Source organism: Pseudomonas sp. NFACC51 (genome assembly GCF_900103575.1).
Taxonomy (GTDB): domain Bacteria; phylum Pseudomonadota; class Gammaproteobacteria; order Pseudomonadales; family Pseudomonadaceae; genus Aquipseudomonas; species Aquipseudomonas fluorescens_Q.
On the sequence record NZ_FMXH01000013.1, the window covers coordinates 95,017 to 117,339 of the forward strand.

26 protein-coding genes are annotated in these 22,323 nt (G+C 56.3%); 11 read left to right on the top strand and 15 right to left on the bottom strand.

Annotated elements, in window-relative coordinates:
- The first annotated feature begins 95 nt into the window (after positions 1 to 95).
- From BLT00_RS23070 to kwaB, 5 genes are all read left to right on the top strand, one after another.
- Complete coding sequence (locus BLT00_RS23070) at positions 96 to 524, top strand: very short patch repair endonuclease (RefSeq protein WP_092151204.1); 429 nt, start codon at positions 96 to 98, stop codon at positions 522 to 524.
- Positions 484 to 1,722, top strand: coding sequence for a DNA cytosine methyltransferase (locus BLT00_RS23075; RefSeq protein WP_256572788.1), 1,239 nt, complete (start codon positions 484 to 486; stop codon positions 1,720 to 1,722). Before BLT00_RS23070 ends, BLT00_RS23075 begins: the two co-directional genes overlap by 41 nt.
- The gene (locus BLT00_RS23080) at positions 1,719 to 2,369 is read left to right on the top strand and encodes an Eco29kI family restriction endonuclease (protein WP_092151202.1); all 651 of its coding nucleotides are present in this window, start codon (positions 1,719 to 1,721) and stop codon (positions 2,367 to 2,369) included. The genes BLT00_RS23075 and BLT00_RS23080 overlap by 4 nt, the downstream gene beginning before the upstream one ends.
- A gap of 191 nt (positions 2,370 to 2,560) precedes the next feature.
- Entirely contained in the window at positions 2,561 to 3,145 is a 585-nt protein-coding gene (gene kwaA / locus BLT00_RS23085) for an anti-phage protein KwaA (protein ID WP_092151200.1), read from the top strand.
- The gene (kwaB, locus tag BLT00_RS23090; RefSeq protein WP_092151197.1) at positions 3,145 to 4,128 is read left to right on the top strand and encodes an anti-phage protein KwaB; all 984 of its coding nucleotides are present in this window, start codon (positions 3,145 to 3,147) and stop codon (positions 4,126 to 4,128) included. Before kwaA ends, kwaB begins: the two co-directional genes overlap by 1 nt.
- A 246-nt stretch (positions 4,129 to 4,374) precedes the next feature.
- Here the strand turns inward: kwaB and BLT00_RS31460 are convergent, their stop codons facing one another.
- The 3 genes from BLT00_RS31460 to cysZ form a co-directional block, all read right to left on the bottom strand.
- Positions 4,375 to 4,638 carry a hypothetical protein gene (locus tag BLT00_RS31460; RefSeq protein ID WP_139199644.1) on the bottom strand — a complete coding sequence of 88 codons (264 nt, stop codon included), beginning with the start codon at positions 4,636 to 4,638 and terminating at the stop codon, positions 4,375 to 4,377.
- 88 nt (positions 4,639 to 4,726) lie between these two features.
- Positions 4,727 to 5,071, bottom strand: a complete 345-nt coding sequence (locus tag BLT00_RS32620; protein ID WP_371856984.1) for a DUF6538 domain-containing protein — start codon at positions 5,069 to 5,071, stop codon at positions 4,727 to 4,729.
- 84 nt (positions 5,072 to 5,155) lie between these two features.
- Positions 5,156 to 5,911, bottom strand: coding sequence for a sulfate transporter CysZ (gene cysZ / locus BLT00_RS23095; protein ID WP_092152569.1), 756 nt, complete (start codon positions 5,909 to 5,911; stop codon positions 5,156 to 5,158).
- 310 nt (positions 5,912 to 6,221) lie between these two features.
- Here cysZ and trxB point away from each other — a divergent pair, with 310 nt between their 5' ends.
- Positions 6,222 to 7,184 carry a thioredoxin-disulfide reductase gene (gene trxB / locus BLT00_RS23100; RefSeq protein WP_030139882.1) on the top strand — a complete coding sequence of 321 codons (963 nt, stop codon included), beginning with the start codon at positions 6,222 to 6,224 and terminating at the stop codon, positions 7,182 to 7,184.
- A 175-nt stretch (positions 7,185 to 7,359) separates the two neighbouring features.
- Here trxB and BLT00_RS23105 read toward each other — a convergent pair whose 3' ends face one another.
- The 7 genes from BLT00_RS23105 to BLT00_RS23135 all read right to left on the bottom strand — a co-directional run bounded on the left by BLT00_RS23105 (position 7,360) and on the right by BLT00_RS23135 (position 12,127).
- Positions 7,360 to 8,610, bottom strand: coding sequence for a 2-aminoadipate transaminase (locus tag BLT00_RS23105; protein ID WP_092149355.1), 1,251 nt, complete (start codon positions 8,608 to 8,610; stop codon positions 7,360 to 7,362).
- Positions 8,611 to 8,908: 298 nt separating this feature from the next.
- Positions 8,909 to 9,247, bottom strand: a complete 339-nt coding sequence (locus BLT00_RS23110) for a HopJ type III effector protein (RefSeq protein ID WP_175456253.1) — start codon at positions 9,245 to 9,247, stop codon at positions 8,909 to 8,911.
- Positions 9,240 to 9,536: a DUF1244 domain-containing protein gene (locus tag BLT00_RS23115; RefSeq protein WP_063324421.1), complete on the bottom strand. Its 297-nt coding sequence runs from the start codon at positions 9,534 to 9,536 to the stop codon at positions 9,240 to 9,242. The genes BLT00_RS23110 and BLT00_RS23115 overlap by 8 nt, the downstream gene beginning before the upstream one ends.
- A 99-nt stretch (positions 9,537 to 9,635) precedes the next feature.
- Positions 9,636 to 10,016, bottom strand: a complete 381-nt coding sequence (folX, locus tag BLT00_RS23120; protein ID WP_063324422.1) for a dihydroneopterin triphosphate 2'-epimerase — start codon at positions 10,014 to 10,016, stop codon at positions 9,636 to 9,638.
- Positions 10,017 to 10,577 carry a GTP cyclohydrolase I FolE gene (gene folE, locus BLT00_RS23125; RefSeq protein WP_092149361.1) on the bottom strand — a complete coding sequence of 187 codons (561 nt, stop codon included), beginning with the start codon at positions 10,575 to 10,577 and terminating at the stop codon, positions 10,017 to 10,019.
- A 20-nt stretch (positions 10,578 to 10,597) separates the two neighbouring features.
- Entirely contained in the window at positions 10,598 to 11,308 is a 711-nt protein-coding gene (gene folM, locus BLT00_RS23130) for a dihydromonapterin reductase (protein WP_092149364.1), read from the bottom strand.
- Positions 11,309 to 11,557: 249 nt separating this feature from the next.
- The gene (locus BLT00_RS23135) at positions 11,558 to 12,127 is read right to left on the bottom strand and encodes an antibiotic biosynthesis monooxygenase (RefSeq protein WP_092149367.1); all 570 of its coding nucleotides are present in this window, start codon (positions 12,125 to 12,127) and stop codon (positions 11,558 to 11,560) included.
- Positions 12,128 to 12,348: 221 nt separating this feature from the next.
- On the opposite strand from BLT00_RS23135, the gene BLT00_RS23140 reads away from it, so the two are divergent.
- Positions 12,349 to 13,308, top strand: a complete 960-nt coding sequence (locus BLT00_RS23140; RefSeq protein WP_092149370.1) for a MerR family transcriptional regulator — start codon at positions 12,349 to 12,351, stop codon at positions 13,306 to 13,308.
- A gap of 161 nt (positions 13,309 to 13,469) precedes the next feature.
- On the opposite strand, the gene BLT00_RS23145 is transcribed toward BLT00_RS23140, so the two are convergent.
- Entirely contained in the window at positions 13,470 to 14,075 is a 606-nt protein-coding gene (locus tag BLT00_RS23145) for a hypothetical protein (RefSeq protein ID WP_092149373.1), read from the bottom strand.
- 54 nt (positions 14,076 to 14,129) lie between these two features.
- Positions 14,130 to 14,603, bottom strand: a complete 474-nt coding sequence (locus BLT00_RS23150) for a PAS domain-containing protein (protein WP_063324428.1) — start codon at positions 14,601 to 14,603, stop codon at positions 14,130 to 14,132.
- A gap of 153 nt (positions 14,604 to 14,756) precedes the next feature.
- On the opposite strand from BLT00_RS23150, the gene BLT00_RS23155 reads away from it, so the two are divergent.
- The 4 genes from BLT00_RS23155 to BLT00_RS23170 all read left to right on the top strand — a co-directional run bounded on the left by BLT00_RS23155 (position 14,757) and on the right by BLT00_RS23170 (position 18,206).
- On the top strand, positions 14,757 to 15,212 hold the full coding sequence (locus tag BLT00_RS23155; RefSeq protein WP_063324429.1) for a flavodoxin: 456 nt from the start codon (positions 14,757 to 14,759) through the stop codon (positions 15,210 to 15,212).
- A gap of 136 nt (positions 15,213 to 15,348) precedes the next feature.
- The gene (locus tag BLT00_RS23160; RefSeq protein WP_063324430.1) at positions 15,349 to 16,131 is read left to right on the top strand and encodes a class II aldolase/adducin family protein; all 783 of its coding nucleotides are present in this window, start codon (positions 15,349 to 15,351) and stop codon (positions 16,129 to 16,131) included.
- Positions 16,131 to 17,033: an alpha/beta fold hydrolase gene (locus BLT00_RS23165; RefSeq protein ID WP_063324431.1), complete on the top strand. Its 903-nt coding sequence runs from the start codon at positions 16,131 to 16,133 to the stop codon at positions 17,031 to 17,033. The genes BLT00_RS23160 and BLT00_RS23165 overlap by 1 nt, the downstream gene beginning before the upstream one ends.
- 261 nt (positions 17,034 to 17,294) lie before the next feature.
- Positions 17,295 to 18,206, top strand: a complete 912-nt coding sequence (locus BLT00_RS23170; protein ID WP_092149376.1) for an SDR family oxidoreductase — start codon at positions 17,295 to 17,297, stop codon at positions 18,204 to 18,206.
- A 106-nt stretch (positions 18,207 to 18,312) separates the two neighbouring features.
- Here BLT00_RS23170 and BLT00_RS23175 read toward each other — a convergent pair whose 3' ends face one another.
- The 3 genes from BLT00_RS23175 to BLT00_RS23185 all read right to left on the bottom strand — a co-directional run bounded on the left by BLT00_RS23175 (position 18,313) and on the right by BLT00_RS23185 (position 22,212).
- Positions 18,313 to 19,095, bottom strand: a complete 783-nt coding sequence (locus tag BLT00_RS23175) for an ATP-grasp domain-containing protein (RefSeq protein ID WP_092149379.1) — start codon at positions 19,093 to 19,095, stop codon at positions 18,313 to 18,315.
- A 124-nt stretch (positions 19,096 to 19,219) separates the two neighbouring features.
- The gene (locus tag BLT00_RS23180) at positions 19,220 to 19,471 is read right to left on the bottom strand and encodes a bacteriocin immunity protein (RefSeq protein ID WP_092149382.1); all 252 of its coding nucleotides are present in this window, start codon (positions 19,469 to 19,471) and stop codon (positions 19,220 to 19,222) included.
- The gene (locus BLT00_RS23185) at positions 19,468 to 22,212 is read right to left on the bottom strand and encodes an S-type pyocin domain-containing protein (protein ID WP_092149385.1); all 2,745 of its coding nucleotides are present in this window, start codon (positions 22,210 to 22,212) and stop codon (positions 19,468 to 19,470) included. Before BLT00_RS23185 ends, BLT00_RS23180 begins: the two co-directional genes overlap by 4 nt.
- Between the last annotated feature and the right edge of the window lie 111 nt (positions 22,213 to 22,323).

Consider the following 22,323-nt stretch of genomic DNA (forward strand, 5'->3'; position numbering starts at 1 on the left):
CCCTTACCTGCCTTGACGGTATTTTTCAGGTGCTTGCAGGCATCACTATTCGTAGTTTTTGGTAATGAAGGAATCCCCTGTGACTGGTAAGATTCGTGGACACGCTGTCCCCATCTGACCGAAGCCTTCGCATGGCGAAGGTAAAGTCGAAGGGCACAAAGCCTGAAATGGTTGTGCGTCGGTTACTTTATTCGATGGGATTTCGCTATCGACTTCACGATCGTAGCCTTCCAGGCCGCCCGGACATCATTTTCAAGGGCAAGAAGAAAGTCATTTTCGTCCATGGATGTTTTTGGCACCGACACGATGGCTGTCCACTCGCAAGATTACCCAAGTCTCGATTGGACTTCTGGATTCCGAAATTGGAAGGCAACCGAGAACGCGATATCCGCACATTGCATCAGCTGAGGTCACTGGGATGGGATGTTCTTGTGATTTGGGAATGCGAGCTTAAAGATTTGAATTTATTAGAGAAAAAGCTGAATGGCTTTCTTGGTGGGGGTACAGGCGATGAAATCCGTTGAGCTATTCGCGGGGGCGGGTGGCCTTGCCATGGGATGTGAAATAGCTGGATTTTCACATCTGGCCGTCGTCGAGTGGGACAGGTGGGCTTGCGATACTGTTCGTGAAAACCAAAAGCGTGGCTATCCCCTGGTGCACCACTGGAAGCTACATGAAGGTGATGTGCGCGGTTTTGACTGGAGCAGCATTCCTGAAGGTATTGAGCTGCTTGCGGGTGGTCCTCCTTGTCAACCGTTCTCCATCGGCGGGAAACATGGCGCGTACGATGATAGCCGCGACATGTTTCCCGCAACTGTTGAAATCATCCGAAAATTAAAGCCGAAGGCGTTCATCGTCGAAAATGTGAAAGGGCTAACGCGAGCTGCTTTCGCTAATTACTACCAGTACATTTTGCTCCAGCTTGAGTTCCCAGAATTGCCACGTCGAAAAGACGAGGGTTGGCATGATCATTTGATGCGCCTGCAAGCTGAGCGAACCTCGGGTAAGCGCAAGGGTAAGGGCCACACCTACAACGTTGTGCCGACACTTGTGAATGCCGCTGATTATGGTGTTCCACAGAAACGGGAGCGGGTTTTCATCGTTGGTTTTAGGGACGATCTCGGAGTTGAATGGTCCTTTCCTGAAGAAACTCACAGCTATGATGCGTTGTTGCATTCACAGTGGGTCACCGGGGAATACTGGGTTAGGCATGGTCTCAAAATGCCAGAAGTACCTACCAAGCTTTTGTCACGTGTCCGGAAGCTGAGGAACGATCTGCTTCCCATGGATAAGGCACCGTGGAGGACCGTTCGTGATGCGATTGCCGATCTTCCCGATCCTGAAACCAAGGCTGCATTGAAAGTGCCTAACCATACTTTCCAGGGCGGTGCTCGCTCATACCCAGGGCACACCGGTAGCCCGTTGGATTTACCAGCCAAAACTCTGAAAGCTGGCGACCATGGCGTACCGGGTGGCGAAAATATGTTGGTCAAGCCAAATGGCGATGTGCGTTATTTCACTGTGCGTGAAAGCGCTCGTATTCAAACCTTCCCAGACGGCTTCCGGTTCCATGGAAGCTGGTCCGAAACGATGCGACAGCTTGGTAATGCGGTACCGGTATTACTAGCGCAGCACGTGGCTTCGAGTGTTGCGGAAAAGCTAGCAATTGCTGAGATCATCCGTATCCAAAAAACCGTCAAGAAGGTGGTAAACGTCGCATGACGGGCAAGGTTATTCCATTCAATCCGTTGGACAAGAAAAACCTAGGCGCCAGCGTTGCCGAAGCGTTGCTATCCAAGGAGGTTCACCCACTAGGTGCATTACCTGCGTTCGATGGGGCGGGGGTGTATGCGATTTACTACACTGGTGACTTTCCGGCATATGCGCGGTTAGCGTTATTGAACCAAAATGGGCAGTTCATGCTGCCGATTTACGTAGGCAAGGCTGTTCCTGCCGGTGCCCGAATGGGCGGCGATTTAGGATCGTCACCTGGAAAGGTTCTACATAAGCGATTGAAAGAACACGCTGACAGTATTCGAGCGGCTGAGAACCTGAATCTCGATGATTTCCACTGCCGTTTTTTGGTCGTGGACGACATTTGGATTCCATTGGGTGAATCGCTAATTATCGCGAGATTTACCCCCGTGTGGAATTCGCTAATTGATGGCTTCGGCAACCACAACCCTGGGAAGGGGCGCCATGCGGGGATGCGTCCGCGCTGGGACGTGTTACATCCAGGGCGATCATGGGCAATGAACCTTGCTGAGCGGCATGAGAAAGCGAAGGACATTGCAGACGACGCTGCTACTTATCTTCGTGAGCGAGCCCCAAGCCTCTCTACTCAATTCATTAAAGCGGAAGGCGAATAGCTGCTCTCCAGGCAGCTAGTATCTTGCCATCGCGCCCAATCGCTTAACCGCCTAATTTTAAGACCCGTGCAACTCGCCATGTAATCATGGTGGGTTGTCTTGTGATGGCCTATAGACATCTATGGCGTAATGGAATACGGTGCAGAAAGCTGCTTATTCATAAGTGGCTTGAGCGAAGGGATCATGACTCAATGCGAATACATGAAAGTAGAGAGAAGTTTGAGTTATATATACTTTCTCTATGGTTTTTATTCCTGCTGATTATAGTGATTACAGTTGATATTCCGTTTTGTTATGGTGATAAATGTAAATTTATCGGATTTTCATCATTGCTTACGCGGAATTTCGTTTCTGTCATTGCCTTCGCTTTTTTACTTTTCGGCACGATGTATTATTTTCGGTTTGATTATCGTATTGCGGGAGCTAAAAGTATCGCGGCGAGAGTGATTAAAATAGAAGATGTGAATTATGAGCATCTTACATTCTTAACTACCTATATTATTCCGTTGATTTGTTTTAATTTGACGAGTGTAAGATATCTGCTTGCCCTGGGAGTTTTGCTGTTTATCATCGGCGTGATATACGTTAAGACTGATAAATTTTATGCTAATCCGACTTTGGCGGTACTTGGTTTTAGGGTGTACAAAGTAAACTTGCAGACGCGCGTGGGGTTGGTGGAAGGTGCAGTGGTTATTTCAAAAGAACGCTTGGCTGTGGGGGACCAGATAAGTCGCTTGAGCCTGGATGATAAAGTCTTTTTCGTAAGGAAAGCGTAATGACTATAGATGAGTTGAAAGCGCAGATATCAGCGGTTATTGCCGATGGATGTGGGGCTGAAATCTATTTTCTTTTAGAGTCCGACGATGGCATGCAGGTAAAAAAAGCTGATATTGATGAGGTTCCACAATCTGAGTTGGCTAGTATGTTCGTTGATGCGATAACGAACAAAATTCTACTGAATGATGATCTTTCCTTGATTGAGCTTTCGAGCGCCGATGATCGTAGAGAAACGGTTTATCATTATGATCTTCCTGATATCCCTTCTGAATTACAACACTTGAGAAGCATCATTGCGGCTGATAATTTTGACGAGTTTTCTTTCGCTGAAGATAGGCTTAATAATCTTGAGGGTATATTGATTTTGCTCGGTAATGCAGAGCATCAGATGGCGTTGTATAAGTATCAGTACCCTGTTGCTTTGCTGCGTAAAGATACAGGCTTCAATTTGATGCGTGCTCGGGGTAGTAATAGATTCAAAAAGCTCGATGAAGATGTGCTGAAAATTAATGCGAAGTTTGAGTTTTTCAAGATAGGTGGGCAGTATTATATTCTTGACTTGAAAGCGTTGGAGCGTTTCTTTGGGTTTCATGATGCCATCAAGAATATAGCCACTCAAGGCATTGAAAATATCAGGCAAGCGGATTTGGTTGAAAGCGTACAAGTGTTTTCTGATAGGCTGGATGATATTTCATTTTCGAGAAAACTAGTAAAGGCGGCTAGCTCTTCTCCGGTTCTTAATTTGATACCTAATGCAGACGTTATCAGCTTTGCGAGTACGCATCCGGCATTGCGTGGGCGATTCAAGTTCACAGCTGATGGAGAGCGGTTTAGTTTGCGCACTAAAAAATCTCAGGGATTGTTTTTGAAGCTATTGAATGATGACTTTCTTCAGTCTGAGCTTACTAAGCGATACTATGATAGTTTGGCAAAAGATGCTATTGATGCGGGAGCGGCAGATGCCGTTGCCGAGGCGGTATGATTTTCAAAAATGTTGACCCTGCTGATTAGTAGGGTCATTTGAGGTGAATTTCTATCTCAAAAAGTGACCATCTATACACATCGAGCGGACCGGGCAGGTAATGGGCGTAGTTTTTTAGAGTAAATCTAGCTTCCAAGTTCAGTTTCTTACTCGCACTTTTAGAGGGGCAAAATGCGTCGTTAACGCAACTTAATATCCCTATGGGGCCAGAATGCTGTTTAGGCCAAAAACAGGGAGGTATTGAATTTAAACCCCCGGCAGCCCGCCAACGTGGCGTTTCGGTTTCGTCGGCCCCAAGCGTTTGTGAATACGTGATGCACTCACCGGATTCAATTCAATCAAGCCCGCATCCACAGCATAAGAAAATACGGATGATAGACGGGCGATAATCAGCCGAATCGAAGATGTCGCCAGTGGCGTATTGCTGTGCTTGACCACGGACCTAGTTAGCTTCCCGGCGAAATCCTGGATTTGCGGTTGTCCAATTTCCGCCACGTCACGGTCGCCCATCAGAGTTATGAATCGATCAACGGATCGCTTGTAGTCGACTGTATGCCGACGGACCACATGGGCAGGTTTGTTTCCCAGAGCTAATGATTCAACGTAACCAAGAAACGCTTCTGAGAGCCTTAGGGGCTTTCTGGATGGGGGGGCTTTCTCTTCCACTCGCGGTGGTCGCTTGCGTACAGATCGGGATTGAAGACGGATTAAAACGTGGTGCGGAAATCGGGCTCGAATGACCACTGCGCGCCTGTTGAAAAAAGCGCTCGGACTCTGCATACGCGATTAAAAATGCAGCCTTCGCCCGTTGAGGGTTTCGTGTGTTCAGCGACCGGCGAATTTCAGTTTTACCAATCACTTGTCGGATGTCATCCGGCACCCTGCGTCGTAGGTAATAGATACCAGAGTCGGAATGCCGGAATGGTTGTGCTATCAGTGCCATATGTACCAGCCTTGTGTACCAGTTGGCTGGGAAAGGGCAGTTCAGGCGAGTAGCAACCGAGTTCTTCTAACCAGTCATGACCTGTCAGCCTCGCCGCGCCAATGCGGTCTCGGCGCCTTGCTCGCGCACCCAGAACAAGGTCGCCCCGGCCACCGCTGCCGGCATCATCAGGATGTTCACCACCGGGATCAGCAACACCAGGTACACGCTGCCGCCAAAGCCCAGGCTCTGCCAGCGCTTTTCCCGCAGCCAGGCGAGCATTTCGTTCCAGCCCAGCTTGTGGTTGTCCGCCGGGTAGTCGATGTACTGGATCGCCATCATCCACACGCCGAACAGCAGCCACAGCGGTGCCGCCACCAGGTTGACCACGGGGATGAACGACAGCACGAACAACCCCAGGGCGCGGGGCAGGAAATAGCCAAGCTTGCGCGCTTCCCGCCCGAGGGTCCGCGGGATCATGGCAATCAACTCGGCCCAACTGAAGGCAGGGAAGTCGTCGGTGCCACGGATGACCACTTCGACTTTTTCCGCGAGAAAGCCGTTGAACGGGGCGGCGATGACGTTGGCGAGCATGGTGAAGGTGAAAAACACCATCAGCACGACGAGCACCACGAACAGGGGCCAGAGGACATAGCTGAGGAAACTGAGCCAGTCCGGCAGCGACGGCATCAGCGTATCGACCCACAGGCTGAACTGGTGGCCGGCCAGGTAAATCAATCCGACGAACAGCACCAGGTTTATCGCCAGGGGCAAGAGTACAAACAAGCGCAGGCCCGGGCTCAAGACCAGCTTGAGGCCCTCTCGCAAATATTGCGGGCCGGACAGGACGGGGGCGGGCATAGGTGGCTCCGAGCGAAGGTGAACGCGCCGACCTTACCGGCTTTGCCCCGCCCGGGAAAGCGGCGACATGGCGTGTAACAACGTTTCTTGAGGCGAAGGCGCCTATTGAAAGGGCCGCTGGGGATAGAGCTCACCTATGAGCTGGATTGTTAATCCGTATTTCCTTAATCTTCGCTCCCTCGATACGCTGCACCCATTCTTTTCCAGGACTGTCGAACCCAAGCCTTCCCCAAGTGCGTCAACGGTCCTTTTTATTCACGCCGCTCACCCGGCGTTCCGGCCCGCAAGGTCCGGTCAACAGGAGCAGGTCATGTCTGAAGTGCGTCATTCGCGAGTGATTATTCTCGGTTCCGGCCCTGCCGGTTACAGCGCTGCGGTTTATGCGGCCCGTGCCAACCTCAAGCCACTGCTGATCACCGGCATGCAGGCCGGCGGTCAATTGACCACCACCACCGAAGTCGATAACTGGCCGGGCGATGTCCATGGCCTGACCGGCCCGGCCTTGATGGAGCGCATGAAGGAACACGCCGAGCGCTTCGAGACCGAGATCGTTTTCGACCACATCAATGCCGTGGACTTCGCCGCCAAGCCATACACCCTGACTGGCGACAGCGCGACCTACACCTGCGATGCCTTGATCATTGCCACCGGTGCCAGCGCTCGTTACCTGGGCCTGCCGTCGGAAGAAACCTTCATGGGCAAAGGCGTTTCCGCCTGCGCCACTTGCGACGGTTTCTTCTACCGCAACAAGCCTGTGGCGGTGGTCGGTGGCGGCAACACCGCGGTCGAGGAAGCGCTGTACCTGGCCAACATCGCCAGCACGGTCACTCTGATCCACCGTCGCGAAACCTTCCGCGCCGAGAAGATCCTGATCGACAAGCTCAACGCCCGCGTCGCCGAAGGCAAGATCATCCTCAAGCTCAACGCGACCCTGGACGAAGTGCTGGGTGACAACATGGGCGTGACCGGTGCCCGCCTGAAGAACAACGACGGCAGCTTCGACGAGATCAAGGTTGACGGCGTCTTCATCGCCATCGGCCATACCCCGAACACCTCGCTGTTCGAAGGCCAGCTGGAACTCAAGGACGGCTACCTGGTGGTCAAGGGCGGCCGCGACGGCAATGCCACCGCCACCAGCGTCGAAGGTATCTTCGCGGCCGGCGACGTGGCCGACCACGTCTACCGCCAGGCGATCACCTCGGCCGGTGCCGGTTGCATGGCAGCCCTGGACACCGAGCGCTACCTGGATGGCTTGCAGAACGCTTCGTTCTGATCCATCAGGCATTAAAAAACCGGCTTCGGCCGGTTTTTTAATGGGGGGATGTTTATCAGTGGTCTCCTGTGGGAGCTGAGCTTGCTCGCGATCGCGGTGGGTCATGTGCAGTCATTTTTGAATGTGCCGCCGTCATCGCGAGCAAGCTCGGCTCCCACAGGGTGAGTGGGGATGTCTAGACCAGCTTCGCCAGGCACGCCTCCAGAATATCCAAGCCTTCCTCCAACACGTTCGGCTCGGTCGTCAATGGCGCCAGCAGCCGCACGATGTGTCGCGACTTGCCACTGGGCATCAGCAACAAGCCCGATTCCCGCGCCAGGGCCAGCAGTTGCGTCAATTGTGCCGAAGCCGGGGTGCCGTCGGCGTGGGTCAGCTCGATGCCGCGCATCGCGCCGACGCCGGTCAGGCGGCCCAGGTAGGGCGTCAGCCCACGGTTGCGCCAGGATTGGTAGCGGCTGACGATTGCCTCCTCCTGTTGCGAGCCCCAGGCATGCAGCTTGGCGTCGGTCATTTCATCCAGGGTCGCCAGGGCGGCGGCGCAGGCGATGGGGTTGCCCGAGTAGGTGCCGCCCAGGCCGCCCTTGGGCAGGTTGTCCAGCAGCGCCTTGCGTCCCACCACCGCGCCCAAGGGCACGCCGCCGGCAATGCTTTTACCGAGCAGGACCAAGTCAGGCTCGATGCCGAGCCGTGAGAAGGCAAAGCGCTGGCCGGTGCGACCGAAGCCGGACTGGATCTCATCGACGATCAGCACAATGCCCTTGTCGTCGCAGAACTGCCGCAGGGCCTGGGCGAAGGGCACATCCATCGCCAGGAAGCCGGCTTCGCCCTGCACCGGTTCGACAATGAAACAGGCCACGTCATTCACGTCGATTTCGACGCTGAACAGCCGCTCCATGGCCTTCAAGGCTTCTTCGCGGGTGACACCGTTGTCCTTGCTGGGGTACGGCAGGTGATACACCGGCCCGGGCAATACGCCGACTTTCTGCTTGTAAGGCGCGACCTTGCCGTTGAGGTTGAGGGTCGCCAGGGTGCGGCCGTGAAAGGCGCCATCAAACGCAATCACGGCGGTACGGCCCGTGGCGCCGCGTACGATCTTCAAGGCGTTTTCTGCTGCCTCGGCGCCGCTGTTGGTGAGCATGCCGCTGACCGGATAATCCACCGGGACAAACGCCGCCAGCCGTTCCATCAATTCAATGTACGGTGTATGGGGGGCGGCATTGAATGCGTAATGGGTCAACCGGGTGGCCTGTTCACGGATCGCCTCGACGATGCGCGGATGGCAATGGCCGAGGTTCAACACACCGATGCCGCCGACGAAATCGATGTAGCGTTTACCGTCGGTGTCCCAGACCTCGGCATTCTTGCCGTGGCTGAGGCTGACGGGATGCACGATGGAGATCGATTGGCTGATGGTTTCGCTGCTCATGGAAGACGGCCCGGACGATGGAGAAATTTCCGTTATCTAAGCCGCGAGCAGAGGGGCCCGGCAAACGAAATAAAGTTGCCGGGTCAATCTTAAAAGTCGGGATGTGGTGAGGCGCCGCTCACTTGGACTCAGCCTGTGGCGAGGGAGCTTGCTCCCGCTGGGGCGCGAAGCGGCCCCCCAAACCTGGCAACGCGGTGTGTCAGGCAAATTGAGTTTGACTGTTTGGGTCTGCTGCGCAGCCCAGCGGGAGCAAGCTCCCTCGCCACAACAGCGGACCTCGTCGTAATGGAAGGGGCGATCAGCGCCGTTGTAGCGGTGGCGCCTCGAACTTCACCCCGGCCAACCCATGCACCATCAGCGCACGGATATTGCCGTGATCACTGCCTTCGGGTGTGGCCAGCACCGAACGGTAGTGTTCGCCAAACGCCAGCAGCGCTTCTTCATCGCTCAAGCCCTCAAGCAGCGCCAGGCCCAGCGTCTTGCAGGATCCTTCGTTCTGCCCGGCGGCGTTTTGCACGCCGCCATTGTTGAAGGCCTGGGGCTGGTAGTCGTAACCGGCGGCGATAAAGGCCAGGGTGTCGGCGAAGGCATGTTCGCCGCTTTTGAGACGGGTACGCAGGGTATTGAGATCAGGCATCGGGTTTTCCTTTGGCGAACGCCGCTTGTTGTTCGGCGCTGGCTTCTTTCTGGTATTGGGCTTTCCACTCGGCGTACGGCATGCCGTAGACCACTTCGCGGGCGTCATCGAGGCTGACCTCGATCTGGCGTTCATCGGCGGCGGCCTTGTACCACTTGGACAGGCAGTTGCGGCAGAAGCCGGCGAGGTTCATCAGGTCGATGTTCTGCACATCCTTGCGGCTGTCCAGGTGGGCAACCAGCCGACGGAAAGCGGCGGCTTCGAGTTCGAGGCGTTGTTGGTCGTTCATGGGGATCTCTGCGAGGCAGCTTCAAGGGGCGAGCTTCAAGCTGCAAGTTTGGATTTGCGGTGGGCAGGCTTGAAGCTTACCGCTTGAGGCTTGCAGCTGCTACGAAGTCGCCCGACTTGCTGCGAGCGTAATCGACACTGATTCTGCGAATCGCAAGGCGTGGGGTTTGTCGACTTCGACTTCGGCGTATTGCACCGACTCGTTAGTCATGACCAGGTCGAGCAATTCCTGGGTCAGGCGTTCGAGCAGGGCGAAGCGGTTGCCCTCCACGTGGGCGATGATCGCCTTGGTGATGGTGCGGTAGTTCAGCGCGTGGTCGATGTCGTTGTCGCGTACTGCTTCCTGGGCGGCGTAGAGGATGGTCAGGTTGATCAACACATCCTGCTTGTTGAGGATTTCATCTTCGTTGATGCCGATGAAGGTGCGCAGGCGCAGGTCCTTGACCTTGATGCGTGCCATGGCTGGCTGAAGTTGTGGCATTTACTTGCTCCGTCGAATCAATTGCAGGAACTCCTGGCGCGTGGTGCTGGAATCGCGAAAGACGCCGAGCATCACCGAGGTGTTCATGGTCGAGTTCTGTTTTTCGACACCGCGCATCATCATGCACATGTGCTGGGCCTCGATCACCACCGCCACGCCGGCGGCCTGGGTGACCTGCTGCACCGCGTCGGCGATTTGCCGGGTCAGGTTCTCCTGGATTTGCAGGCGGCGGGCGAACATGTCCACCAATCGGGCGATCTTCGACAGCCCCAGGACCTTGCCCGTAGGAATATAAGCCACATGGGCCTTGCCGATGAAGGGCAACAGGTGATGTTCGCAGAGTGAATAGAGTTCGATGTCGGCGACGATCACCATTTCATCGCTGTCAGAGGCGAACAGCGCGCCGTTGACGATCTGCTCGACGCTTTGTTCATAACCATGGCAGAGGTACTGCATGGCCTTGGCGGCACGGACCGGGGTATCGAGCAGACCCTCGCGTTCGGGGTTTTCCCCCAGGCCGATGAGGATCTCGCGATAGTTCTGGGGCAGGGATAGCGTCATGGTGCATCCTCGAAACAAGGCTATTTGACGTGCCGCCCGCCGTTGACGGTCAGGGTCGTGCCGGTGACATAAGGGTTGTCCAGCAGATAACGCAGGCTCTGGTAGATCACTTCGCTGCCGGGTTCGATGCCCAGTGCGGACTTGGCCAGGGCCTTGGCGCGGTAAGCCGCGTCGTCTTCGGGGTTGAACAGTAGCAGGGCCGGGGCGATGCCGTTGACCTTGATCGCCGGGGCGAACTTGGCCGCGAACGACAGGGTCAAGCTTTCCAGGCCGGCCTTGGTGGCGCAATAGGCGATATGCCGGGCGCTGCCCTTGCGGGTCACATCATCGCTGATGTGCACGATATCCGCCGGGGTTGAACGCCGCAGTAGCTCGGCGCCGTGCAGGTTGATCAGGTAAGGCGCCAGCATGTGCACGCCGAACATGGCGTTGAAGGCCGCGGCTTCGCAGCCCGGGCCCTCGGCCAGCCAGGCCGAGGCGTTGTGCACGATGGCCCGCAGCCGGTCGGTGTGCTGTTTGAGTTGCTCGATAAAGGCCAGGATCCCCGCTTCGCTGGAGAAGTCGGCAAACAGCATGACCGCGCCCAGGTCCCGCAACGTTTGCACGCCTGGACGTTCGGTCCGGTAGGTCGCGATCACCGGTTGCCCGTCTTCCAGCAATCGCCGGGCACAATGCAGGCCGACGCGCTGGGCTGCGCCAGTGATCAGGATCGGAGCGGTGGCGCTGGACATAGGACGGCTCGGTTCACGGCTAGAGCAAAACTATAACAGCGACGCAAGATTGCGACAGGCGAATCTGTGACAGCGTCGATCCGACGTGCTCGCGAAGAGGGTGCGCCAGCCGACATCAGCGTTAACGGATAAACCGCTTTCGCGAGCAAGCCCGTTTCCACAGAGGATTATCGTCGAACACAAATGATGTGAACGACACAAATCTACTGTGGGAGCGGGCTTGCTCGCGAAGGCGGCATCCCGGTTAAATCACTGATTCTGTGTGAAAGGCTTGGCCGGCAACGTCCGCTGTGGCGCGCCGTTGAGCCAGTTCGCCAGCAGATGGGTCGACATCGGAATAAACAGGTAGACCATCAGTGGCGTCAGGATCAGCGTACTGATAAACACGCGGCTCAACAGGCCCAGTTCGCCCAGCAGCGGCCCCAACAGGAAATTGAACAACAGCGAGACGGGAAAAAACGCCAGCCAGATGGCCACGGCCTGTTTCCAGCGTGGCGGACGCTGACCGGCCGCGCCGAACCAGCCATCGATGCCGCGCACGCGGTGTTCGGAGGGATGGGCAAACAGATCGCTGCCCCGTCCCAGCCAGGCCGTGCGGGAGGCAGAGTGTTCCCAGGCGTGCAGCGTCTGCTCGTCGGCAAAACGGAAGATAATCTGGAATTCATCGTCCTGGGGCGGTGGCGCGAGCACGCCTGAGCCCAGGTAGCCGGGAAAATCGGTTGCCAATTGTTCGCCTTCGCGCAACCAGGCGATCAGATCCTGATAGCGTCCATGGGCGACGCGGCGGGCAACCATCAGGGTGACGGGTGAGGTAGACATTATGCATCTCCGTAAGACAGGCGCGGCACTCCGGGTAGGAGGTTCGCGGGGGACGCCCCCGGGGTGGTGGGCAGCGTCTGGTCGCCAAAAAACAGGCAAGGATTATTCCTGATTGTGCGTAAAACAACAAAAACGCACATCGAGTACGTTTGTCCTTGTCATGACATGTCCGGGGAGGGGTAAACTAGGATCCAATTTCCCAGCCGGAATTGTCTGCCAAAATGAGTGTAATCACAGAGGATGGCTTCGTTTTCCAGGCATCAGGCGCCTTCAGACGGGAAGACCTGTTTCCCATTCGCGAAGTCGCGCGCATGACCGGCGTTAACCCCGTGACCCTGCGTGCCTGGGAGCGGCGCTACGGTTTGATCCAACCTACACGCACCGAAAGTGGGCATCGCCTGTACTCGTTGGGCGATATTGAAAAAGTGCGCAGCATCCTGGCTTGGATCGAGCGCGGGGTGGCCGTCAGCAAAGTGGGAAGTATCCTGGCGAAGACCGAGTCGGTGCAACCGGTCTCCACGCTGATTTCATCCGATCAGGTCAGGGCCGATCATGCCCACTGGCAACAACAGGTGGCGGACGCGGTTAGCAACTTTGACGATGTGGAGCTTGACCGTGTCTACGGGCAGGTCTTTTCCACCTATACCGTGCCGATCGTCTTCCAGGACATCCTGATGCCGCTTTGGCGACAACTATTGCAACGCCAGCAGACGTTTGGGAAAACCAGCGAATGGGTGTTTCTTGATGGTTTCCTGCGTTCGCGCATCATCCAGCGGCTCTTGTTCAAGCGCGAAGGTACGTCGCCGCGTGTCCTGGCCTGCGCGATTGCCGATCATTGCCATGAACTGGAGTTGCTGGTCACGGGGCTTTTCCTGTCCAAGGCGGAAGTGGGCGTCAGGCTGTTGTCGATCGGCCTGCCGTTCGAGGAACTGACCCTGGTGTGCCAGAAGATCCAGCCGGTGGCATTGGTGCTGGTTTCCAATCATGCGCCGGCTCCAGACTTGCCAAAGCGCCTGGGCAAATTGGCAATGAGCCTGGATTGTCCTTTGATGCTGGCCGGTGATGCATCCGATCTGGCACAGGAGAGCCTGGTTGGATCGCCGGTCGGTTGCCTGGGGAATGAGGGGACAGTGATGCGCCAGCGCCTGCGTCAATTTCTGGCAGGCAACCTGGATACCTGAATGGTGTGTCCTGTATCGCAAGTACTGTTCCTTTTTGACGGCGTCTGTTGCCGTCATGCTGCGTTGCCGCTCCTCGCCATAGCGGGCTATGACTCGTCGCGGCGTCTTGCCTGACGACACCAGCCACTCGTCAAAAAGAAACGTGTTTGCGAAACAGGATACTAGAGGTGCATGGTCGGATGGGTCAGGCGATGTTGCTGCAGGATGTACTGGCGCAGGCGCTCGGTCTCGTCCTGGTCATTCTGGCTCAGGTGGTAGGCAAACAGGCCGCGATCGGTTTCCCGTTCGAAGCTGCCTCGCAGCGAAATTCTCTCGTAGCCTGATGGGCTGAACCACAAGGCAAACTGCTTCGGCGGTTTGGTCCGACTGCGGTTTTCCAGCAGTACGCCCTTGCAGGATACTTCGTGGACCCACAGCGGTCCCGGCTGCCCCTTGATGTTTTCCAGCGCCACCGGCTCTTCGAGCGCCAGGCGCCATGGGCGTATTTTCGGTCCGTCCTCGTAGATGCTTGGCACACCCAAGCGCAGGTGCATCGCATGGAATTCGTCTTCCACCAGATGCAGCGGAAAGGTCATTTGTTGGTTTTCGAAATTGGCTTGCAACGTAACCTGCTCATTTGCCGCCAGACGTGTCAGCAAGTCACGGATCTGCGACCCACCGTTTACCAGCAAGCTCGACGTGACATCCCGCTCGTTCAACTGCGGGTTGTGTTGCATGGTCCGGATGAAATCCAGTTCATCCTGCGTCAGGAGGGCATCGCGCTGCATGATCTGCTCGAAATGATAATTTACGTGTTCACTGGTGATTGTAGTGACTGACCATTAATTCGTGGTTTTGTTTGAACCGTCCGTCGCTTCGAGTCGGGCAATTGTCTGCCGCGCTTCGGCCAGTTCCTTTTCCAGCTGGGCGACGCGTTGTTGAGCCTTGACCTGGGTCGTGACGTCTTTTTGCACACCCACGAAATAGGTATGCCCGTCAGCCTGGTTTTTTACCGTGGACAGTGACAACTCATTCCAGAACGGCGTGCCGTCCTTGCGGTAGTTGCGCAGCACCTCACGACAGGTACCGCCCTCTTTCAAGGCTTTGCGAATGGGCTCCAGCGAGGGCTGGTCCCGATCACCCGATTGCAGGAACCGGCAATCCTGATAGAGGATTTCGTCGCGGTGATAACCGGTCAATCGTTCGAAGGCCGGGTTCACGTAGATCAGGATATTGTCTTCACCTTCTTTTTCGGCGATGACAATCCCATCGTTCGAAGCATTGATGACCAGTTGCATCAGTTGAGCGTTGATCATGGGGAGAACCCTTTGAACATCCTTGTAGAAGCAGCATTCTAAAAGAAATCGATAGGCTGTCCACTGGCCATTAGGGCCGTTGAGAGCCATTCGCAGCCTGACAGGTGCAACTGTTACTATCCTGGCTCTTTTTTCAGGTTCAGGATCAGATCGATGAAAGTCGCCATTCTTTCCGGCTCAGTGTATGGCACCGCCGAAGAAGTCGCCCGGCACGCCGCCAAACTGCTTCGCGAGGCAGGCTTTGAATCCTGGCACGACCCTCGTGCGACCCTGGCGGATGTGCAGGCATTCGCACCGCAGGCCGTGCTGGCAGTGACTTCCACGACCGGCATGGGTGAGTTGCCGGACAATTTGATGCCGTTGTATTCGGTCATCCGCGACCAGTTGCCCGGGTTCTTTCGCGGTTTGCCTGGCGCGGTGATCGGCCTGGGCGACGCCAGCTATGGGGATACCTTCTGCGCCGGTGGCGAGCAGATGTGCGAGCTGTTCGTCGAATTGGGCGTACGTGAGGTGCTGCCGATGCTGCGTCTGGATGCCAGCGAGAGCGTCACGCCGGAAACCGACGCCGAGCCATGGCTTGCTGAGTTGATTGACACGTTGCGCCCTTGAAGCGGATGCGCTGACTCGTTCGGCCAGTAAGCTGGCTGCGAACGCAACTACCGCCTCTGAAAGAGCTGACTAGACTGATTTTCTTGCGTACGACGTTTCGATCGAAACATATAACAAGAAACCAGAGGTCAGAGCCGTGAGCGTAGCGCCCGTCCAAACGACACTCAGCATCAAAGATCAGGTCAGTGCGGCCGAATGGCAAACCCGGGTGGACCTTGCCGCCTGTTATCGGCTTGTTGCGCTGCACGGTTGGGATGACCTGATCTTCACCCATATTTCCGCAAAGGTTCCCGGTACCGAGGATTTCCTGATCAACCCGTTCGGGATGATGTTCCATGAAATCACTGCCTCGAGCCTGGTCAAGGTCGATCAGGCCGGCAACAAGTTGATGGACAGCCCCTACGAGATCAACCCGGCCGGCTACACCATCCACAGCGCGGTGCATGAGGTACGCCATGATGTGGCCTGTGTGCTGCACACCCACACCGCTGCTGGCGTGGCGGTATCGGCCCAGAAACAGGGGGTGCTGCCGATCAGCCAGCAATCGCTGTTCGTGCTGTCGAGCCTGGCCTATCACGCCTACGAAGGTGTGGCCTTGAATCACGAAGAAAAGGCTCGCCTGCAGGCGGACCTGGGCGAGAGCAACTTCCTGATGCTGCACAACCATGGCTTGCTGACCTGCGGCGGTACCATCGCCGATACCTTCCTGATGATGTTCACCTTTCAGCGGGCCTGTGACATCCAGGTCCTGGCGCAGAGCGGCGGGGCCGAGCTGATTGCCATCGAGCCGCAGATCCTGGCTGGCGCCCGGGCGATGATCGCCGGGGTGACCAAAAGCGCCCAGGGCATGGGCGGCGCGTTGGCCTGGCCGGCGTTGTTACGCAAGCTCGATCAACAAGACGCTGGGTATCGAAGCTGATGCCCCTGGCCCAGATTCCCCTGCGTATCTGGCGCCAGCGCAGCCAGATCTTCATGTTCCGAGGTCATGCCATCCGTTACTGGGTGGCCGGGCAGGGCGAGCCGTTGCTGCTGATCCACGGGTTCCCCACAGCCAGTTGGGATTGGCACTACCTGTGGCAACCGTTGGCGCAACGTTACCGGGTGATCGCGTGTGACATGCTCGGTTTCGGCGACTCCGCCAAACCGACGGATCACGTCTACAGCCTGCTGGAGCAAGCCGATCTGCAACAGGCCCTGCTCGCGCACCTGAATGTGAGGGGCGCGCTGCATGTGTTGGCCCACGATTACGGTGATAGCGTGGCCCAGGAACTGCTGGCGCGGCATTACGAAGCGCGCATCCATCTCGCCAGTTGCGTCTTTCTCAATGGCGGCCTGTTCCCGGAAACTCACCGCCCAGTCTGGGCCCAGAAACTTTTGCTCAGCCCCCTGGGGTGGCTGCTGGGGCGGGCGTTCTCCCGGGAAAGCCTGGTCAGCAGCTTTCGGCAGATTTTCGGCCCCCGGACCACCCCCACTGAAAGCGAGCTGGATGATTTCTGGAGTCTGGTAGAAGCCCATCGTGGTCCGCGGATCATGCACAAGCTCATTGCCTATATTCCCGAACGCCGTGTGCAGCGGGATCGCTGGGTGCAGGCGATGCAGCGCGGCGACGTGCCGTTGCGGGTGATTGACGGCGCGGTCGACCCGATTTCCGGAGAACACATGGTGGCGCGCTACGAGGCCCTGATCCCGAGCCCGGACACAGTGTTGTTGCCCGACATTGGTCATTACCCGCACACCGAGGCGCCGGTGCAGGTGCTCAAGCATTACCTGGCGTTTCGCGAAGCCATCGCCGCACCGCACAGACAAATGGCCTGTTCATGACGATACCTTGTGGGAGCGAGCTTGCTCGCGAACGCGTCAGCACATCCAGCATCTATTCTGATTGAAAAACCGCTATCGCGAGCCTGCTCGCGATAGCGGTGCCTCTGCCAGCAGGAAAATCGAATAGGCCGCTGTGGCTTGGGCCCGCATCATCCCCTCACCTTATCGCCCACCATTCACTTGCAACCGTGTTGATTGTGACCGGTCGACTTGTGCCGGACACTCGTGCCCATTGTCCTGTCCGCCTGCTGGAGTTCTGCCATGAGTGAGTCTGTGCGCTTCGAAGATAAAGTCGTGATCGTCACGGGAGCCGGCGGGGGCCTGGGCCGCGCCCATGCGCTGCTGTTCGCCAAACAAGGCGCAAAAGTGCTGGTCAACGACCTTGGCGGCTCGGCTCAAGGGGAAGGGGCCAATGCCTCGGCAGCAGACCGGGTGGTCGCCGAAATCCGCGAGGCGGGCGGCATCGCCGAGGCCAACCACGACTCGGTGACCGATGGCGACAAGCTGGTACAAAATGCCCTCGACGCGTTCGGCCGGGTTGATGTGGTGGTCAACAACGCCGGGATCCTGCGGGACAAGACCTTTCACAAAATGGACGACGCCGATTGGGACCTGGTCTACCGCGTCCATGTCGAAGGCGCCTACAAAGTCACCCGCGCCGCATGGCCGCACCTGCGTGAACAGAATTATGGACGGGTGATCTTCACCGCGTCCACGTCCGGCATCTACGGCAACTTCGGCCAATCCAACTACGGCATGGCCAAGCTTGGCCTGTATGGCCTGACCCGCACCCTGGCCATCGAGGGGCGCAAGAACAATATCCTGGTCAACGCCATCGCCCCCACAGGCGGCACGCGCATGACCGAAGGCCTGATCCCGCCGCAGGTATTCGAGCAACTCAAACCTGAACTCGTCAGCCCGCTGGTGGTGTACCTGGCCAGTGAAACCTGCCAGGAAACCTCCGGCCTGTTCGAAGTGGGCGGCGGCTGGATGGGCAAGGTGCGCTGGGAACGCAGCCTGGGGGCGGGCTTTGATCCGCGCAAAGGGTTTTCGCCCGAAGACGTCGCCGCCCATTGGCAGCAGATCTGCGACTTCGAGCATGCGGTGCACCCGAATGACAATCTGGAAGCCTTGAAAGAAATGATGGCGAACTTGCAACACCACGCCATTTAAGTCTCATTACCTGGGCCGGTTGTCGCCCGCTGCGGTAACCGTGCTCATGGAAAATATTTTTGCACCAGGGCCGCCAGGTTCGCGGCGGTCTCGATAGGGCCCAGACCTATCCCGCACGGCTCAACATCCAGGCAAAGCGCTCAGCGGGCCATTCCTTGCGGTCTGATACCTGCCCGTCGCCGAGCTCGACCACCCGCAGCACACCGTCTGACCTGAGTACTACGTCGACCGAAAAAAAAGGACTGTCGATCAGCCGTGCGCACTCGGTCACCAACTCAGGAATCTCATCGGTGACGCCGTAGGCCTGCCCTTGGAGTACAAAATAACGACGCTCGGTTTCTTCAAGGTATTCCTCTCGTCGTCTGACGCAGATACCGCCCTCAATCTGCCCCCGGTATTGGCGCATCTCTTCAACAAGCGGTGCTATGCCTTCGGGAGTGTCCACTAGACTGCCACCACCGGTGTTAAGTGACTTTACGTAGTCCTTGATGAAGTAGCCTGGCCATTGCAGGTCTTCGAGCGCTTGAACGAAGTTTGCATCGCTGTCCAGCACCACCGTTTCGCTCGTATAGGCAGTCAACAACGGATACCACTGTGGCAGGTGATGACAGTGTCGGTATTGCGTGGCGTTGGTGACTTCAATGACGCCTTTTTCACGCAGTTGGTTAACCAAAGCAGCATAAGCGTCGGGTGTCAGCATCCACCCGCGGTACAAAATCGAGTCTCCGGGCGTGAGGGACGCAGAAGTCTTGAAAAGGCCCGCTTCGAAATCTTCAAAAGAGAACAGCACAGTCCTCAGTCCCGCAGTCATTACCGCTTCGTACTCTTCAGCGTACTGCTCGTCAGGACGTTTTTTATAAAATGGGTCGCTAGGATAGAGGAGGTGCATTGCTTCTTACCGATGAGGAGTGGATGGTCAAAATGCTGCTGGGTTCGGTACATCATGACGCCGGAGTCGAGAGACCCCTGCTGCCGATTATTCAGCAGCAAGGGGCGTTCAAATATCTGGAGCGTCAGGGTTGCTTGAAGCCTGGTTTACCGTTGGCTGCACGCCAGTTTTTTATCTCGTCGACTATCGCCTCAGAGCTTTCCTTGCCAGGCTCTGGATAAAATAGAAGATCTGATCCTGCGGGGTGCTCTGAGATACGCTTGAAATCCAAGACTGCGTTGTTATGTGCTTTTTCAGAAGGAAAATTTCCTTCTGAAATTTTTATTATGAAGGCGAGAAATTCTTTTTCAGTTATTTCGGTTATCGATTTCTTCATTGTTTGTGCTCTCTATGAATTTCAATATGTCTTTTAGGGGTGGCGAGAGTGATATTGTCAATGTCGTAAACTCCACCATTTAAAGAAATGTATTGTTTATGGTGAAGCTCATATTTGGTTCGTGCGCCAATCTGTTCAGTCTCCTTGGTATAGGCAGAACGACCTTTTTTCATTTCTACTAGATTACGTGAATTAAATTGTTGCGAAAGTATAGGATCGCCAGCGACGGCTTTCCAAAAAGCCTCCCGAAACTTCCTGAAACGCCTAAACTCCTTTCCCCTCAACTGATCCGCAATCTGCGACGGAATGGGTGCCCCTTCACCTTTCGATGCTGCATCCGTCCACACGCCTGAAACCGGAGCCCCCATTCCCAGCGCAACCCCAGGGTCTTCCCGTCGATCCCTGAACATGACGTACAGAGGCGGCAGGCCTGAGTCGATTGGGAAAACGAAAACATAATCATCGAAGCTGTTTGCGGTTATTTCGGGAAACGGATCGATCCTTCCCTCTATGGGCGTTACCGATGCGCCTGTATAAACAGGCGGGGCGGGCGGCTCGGCGGGAAGGGCCGTGGAGCTGTTTCCGGGTTGAACGACCGGCGTCCACGTCAAGGTTCTGGGTGGGGTTTGTTCAGTTGTAGCGATGTAGAGGTTCTGTTGTGCGTTATAGGTAACCGGCACCACTCTGGTTTTTGACGGGTGGGTTACACCGTCGGTGTTGATCACGAGGATTTCGGATTGACCATCCACGGTTGCTTGAGAAGTGAGGCGTACCGGCAAGTCAACGAATCCGTCGGCCGCCGCGATTGCATGCAAGTCGTGGTGATGTGTCGGTGCGAGCTCCGAGAGTGGCGTGCTGAACGCATATCGCTCGGGTAATTCACCGTTTGCCAGCTTGGGTGAATAGAGCAGCGCCGCAAAACCCGCCAAGGTCGGCGCTGCCACTGCGGTAAGCGATTCGACAGCCATGGCGACTGCGGCTCGTAGCGCGGCCTGGATGGCCAAGGTCGCTTCCGAACTTATGGCCAGGCTACTGCCGACAAGCGTGAACACCGGACCGGCTGCGGCCGCCGCGCCCGGTATAGGATAGGCGCGGCCCGCCAGGACTTGTTCCAGTGCTTGTGCCTGGGCTACGCCTAGGATCTCGGCTTCGGCTGCCTTGCGTGCCTCTTCCGTGGAAGCCCATTCAGAAGAGTTGTTAAAGACGGTATAGATGGGCGGAATACCCGACTCAACCGGGAACACCGTGACGAACCCACTACCAAAATCGTAATCCTCCAGCTCCGGATCCTTATCGACCCCTCTGGTTATGGCCCAGGGGGTTCCGCCCTCATAGAGGTCGATCTTCGGCACGATCGATGGCAGTGTCGTGGATGCATCCGTCTCTTTTACGATAGGCGTCCAGGTCATCAAGGTGGATGAGCCATCTGGACTGTAGGATTTGTAGACGTTGCTGTGAGGGTCGAGTGTTGCAAGCCTGACCGGCACGCTGGAGGGCACCGATGTTCCGTCGGCACTCGCGACGACGAACATCATCTCGTCGTCGGTGGTCATGGAACCCAGCACCACCGGGAGATTGACCTCTCCCTTCGATGTTGCGACTGCCAGCAAATCATCGGTGTTGGCTGGAGCTAGTTCTGACAGCGGAACACTCAGGGCGTAGCGTTCTTCGTTGCCCAGCTCCGACGGGTCAATCAGTGACGCAAACCATGCAACAGTGGGTAATGCCGTTGCGGTAACTGTTTTTAGGATCGCCGAAACCGCGGTGCGTAACTCATCCGTGATGCCCGAGGCGGTCACCCGGTTGGGGGCGAAGGTCCCACCTGCGATTGTAAATACTGGGCCGGCGGCTGCGGCGGAGCCCGATACTGGAAATGTACGGGTAGCCCGGGCTGGTTGACGTGCCTTTTTGACTTCTGCCTGACGCCTCGCTTCCTCCGCCTCCAGTTCTTCAGCAGCGGCCCACCTTTCGGCCTCCCATAAGGCCATGGCGGCATCGTGGGCTTGTTTAGCAGCTACTGTTGCGGCAATCCGTGCAATCCGTGCTTGTTCTTCAGCCGCGCGTTTAGCCTCGGCTTCGGCGGCCTTGCGCGCCTGTTCCTGAGCCACGCGTTTGGCTTCAGCTTGAGCCTTTGCCCGAGCCTCCGCGGCTGCTTTTGCGTTTGCCTGGGCAATGGCTTTGTTGTGTGCGGTTAAGCGAGCATCCAATAGCTTGATCTGCTCAGCCAGGAATTTTGCCTCGTACGCCGCAGCATAAGAAACATTCCACTTGGAAATTGCGTTGTAGTAAGCCCTTTCACCTCCACGACGGCCAATGAGCTCGAACCCCTTATAACGAGCGTCTTGAGTTTTGTGAGTCAGTGGATCATGACCATAATAAAGATTGGCTATCGCTATGTGTTCTTGATGATCTTTTCTCGCTTTGAACAGTTGTAGCTTGAGTGTTCGTAATTCAATTTCGGCTGCATCGGTTCCACGAGGGACCACCGCAGCAACGGCTGCTCTTGTTTTGGCGAGTTCGGCGTTGGTTATATGAGTGATATTCCTGACATTTTCTTTGAAGAGCTCTTCGGTAGAAGTGTTGCTTTCATCTAGCCAATCAAGAGCATAATCAACGGCATCGTATGCACGATCAGAGTGGTCTGGGCCTGACACGCGCCTTGCGTTAAACCCAAACCCGTCAGGTGACGAAGGCGTGCGAGGTATACCTCTATTTACAAGTAGATTTTTTTCTTGCTGCATATCGAGTTCCTTTCGAATCGAATCTGAATAGCCATGCCGTGATTCAATACGTGCAGTCGTTCATGGCTATTTGCGTAGTCACCCATCCTGGGCGACCAAGGAAACTATAAG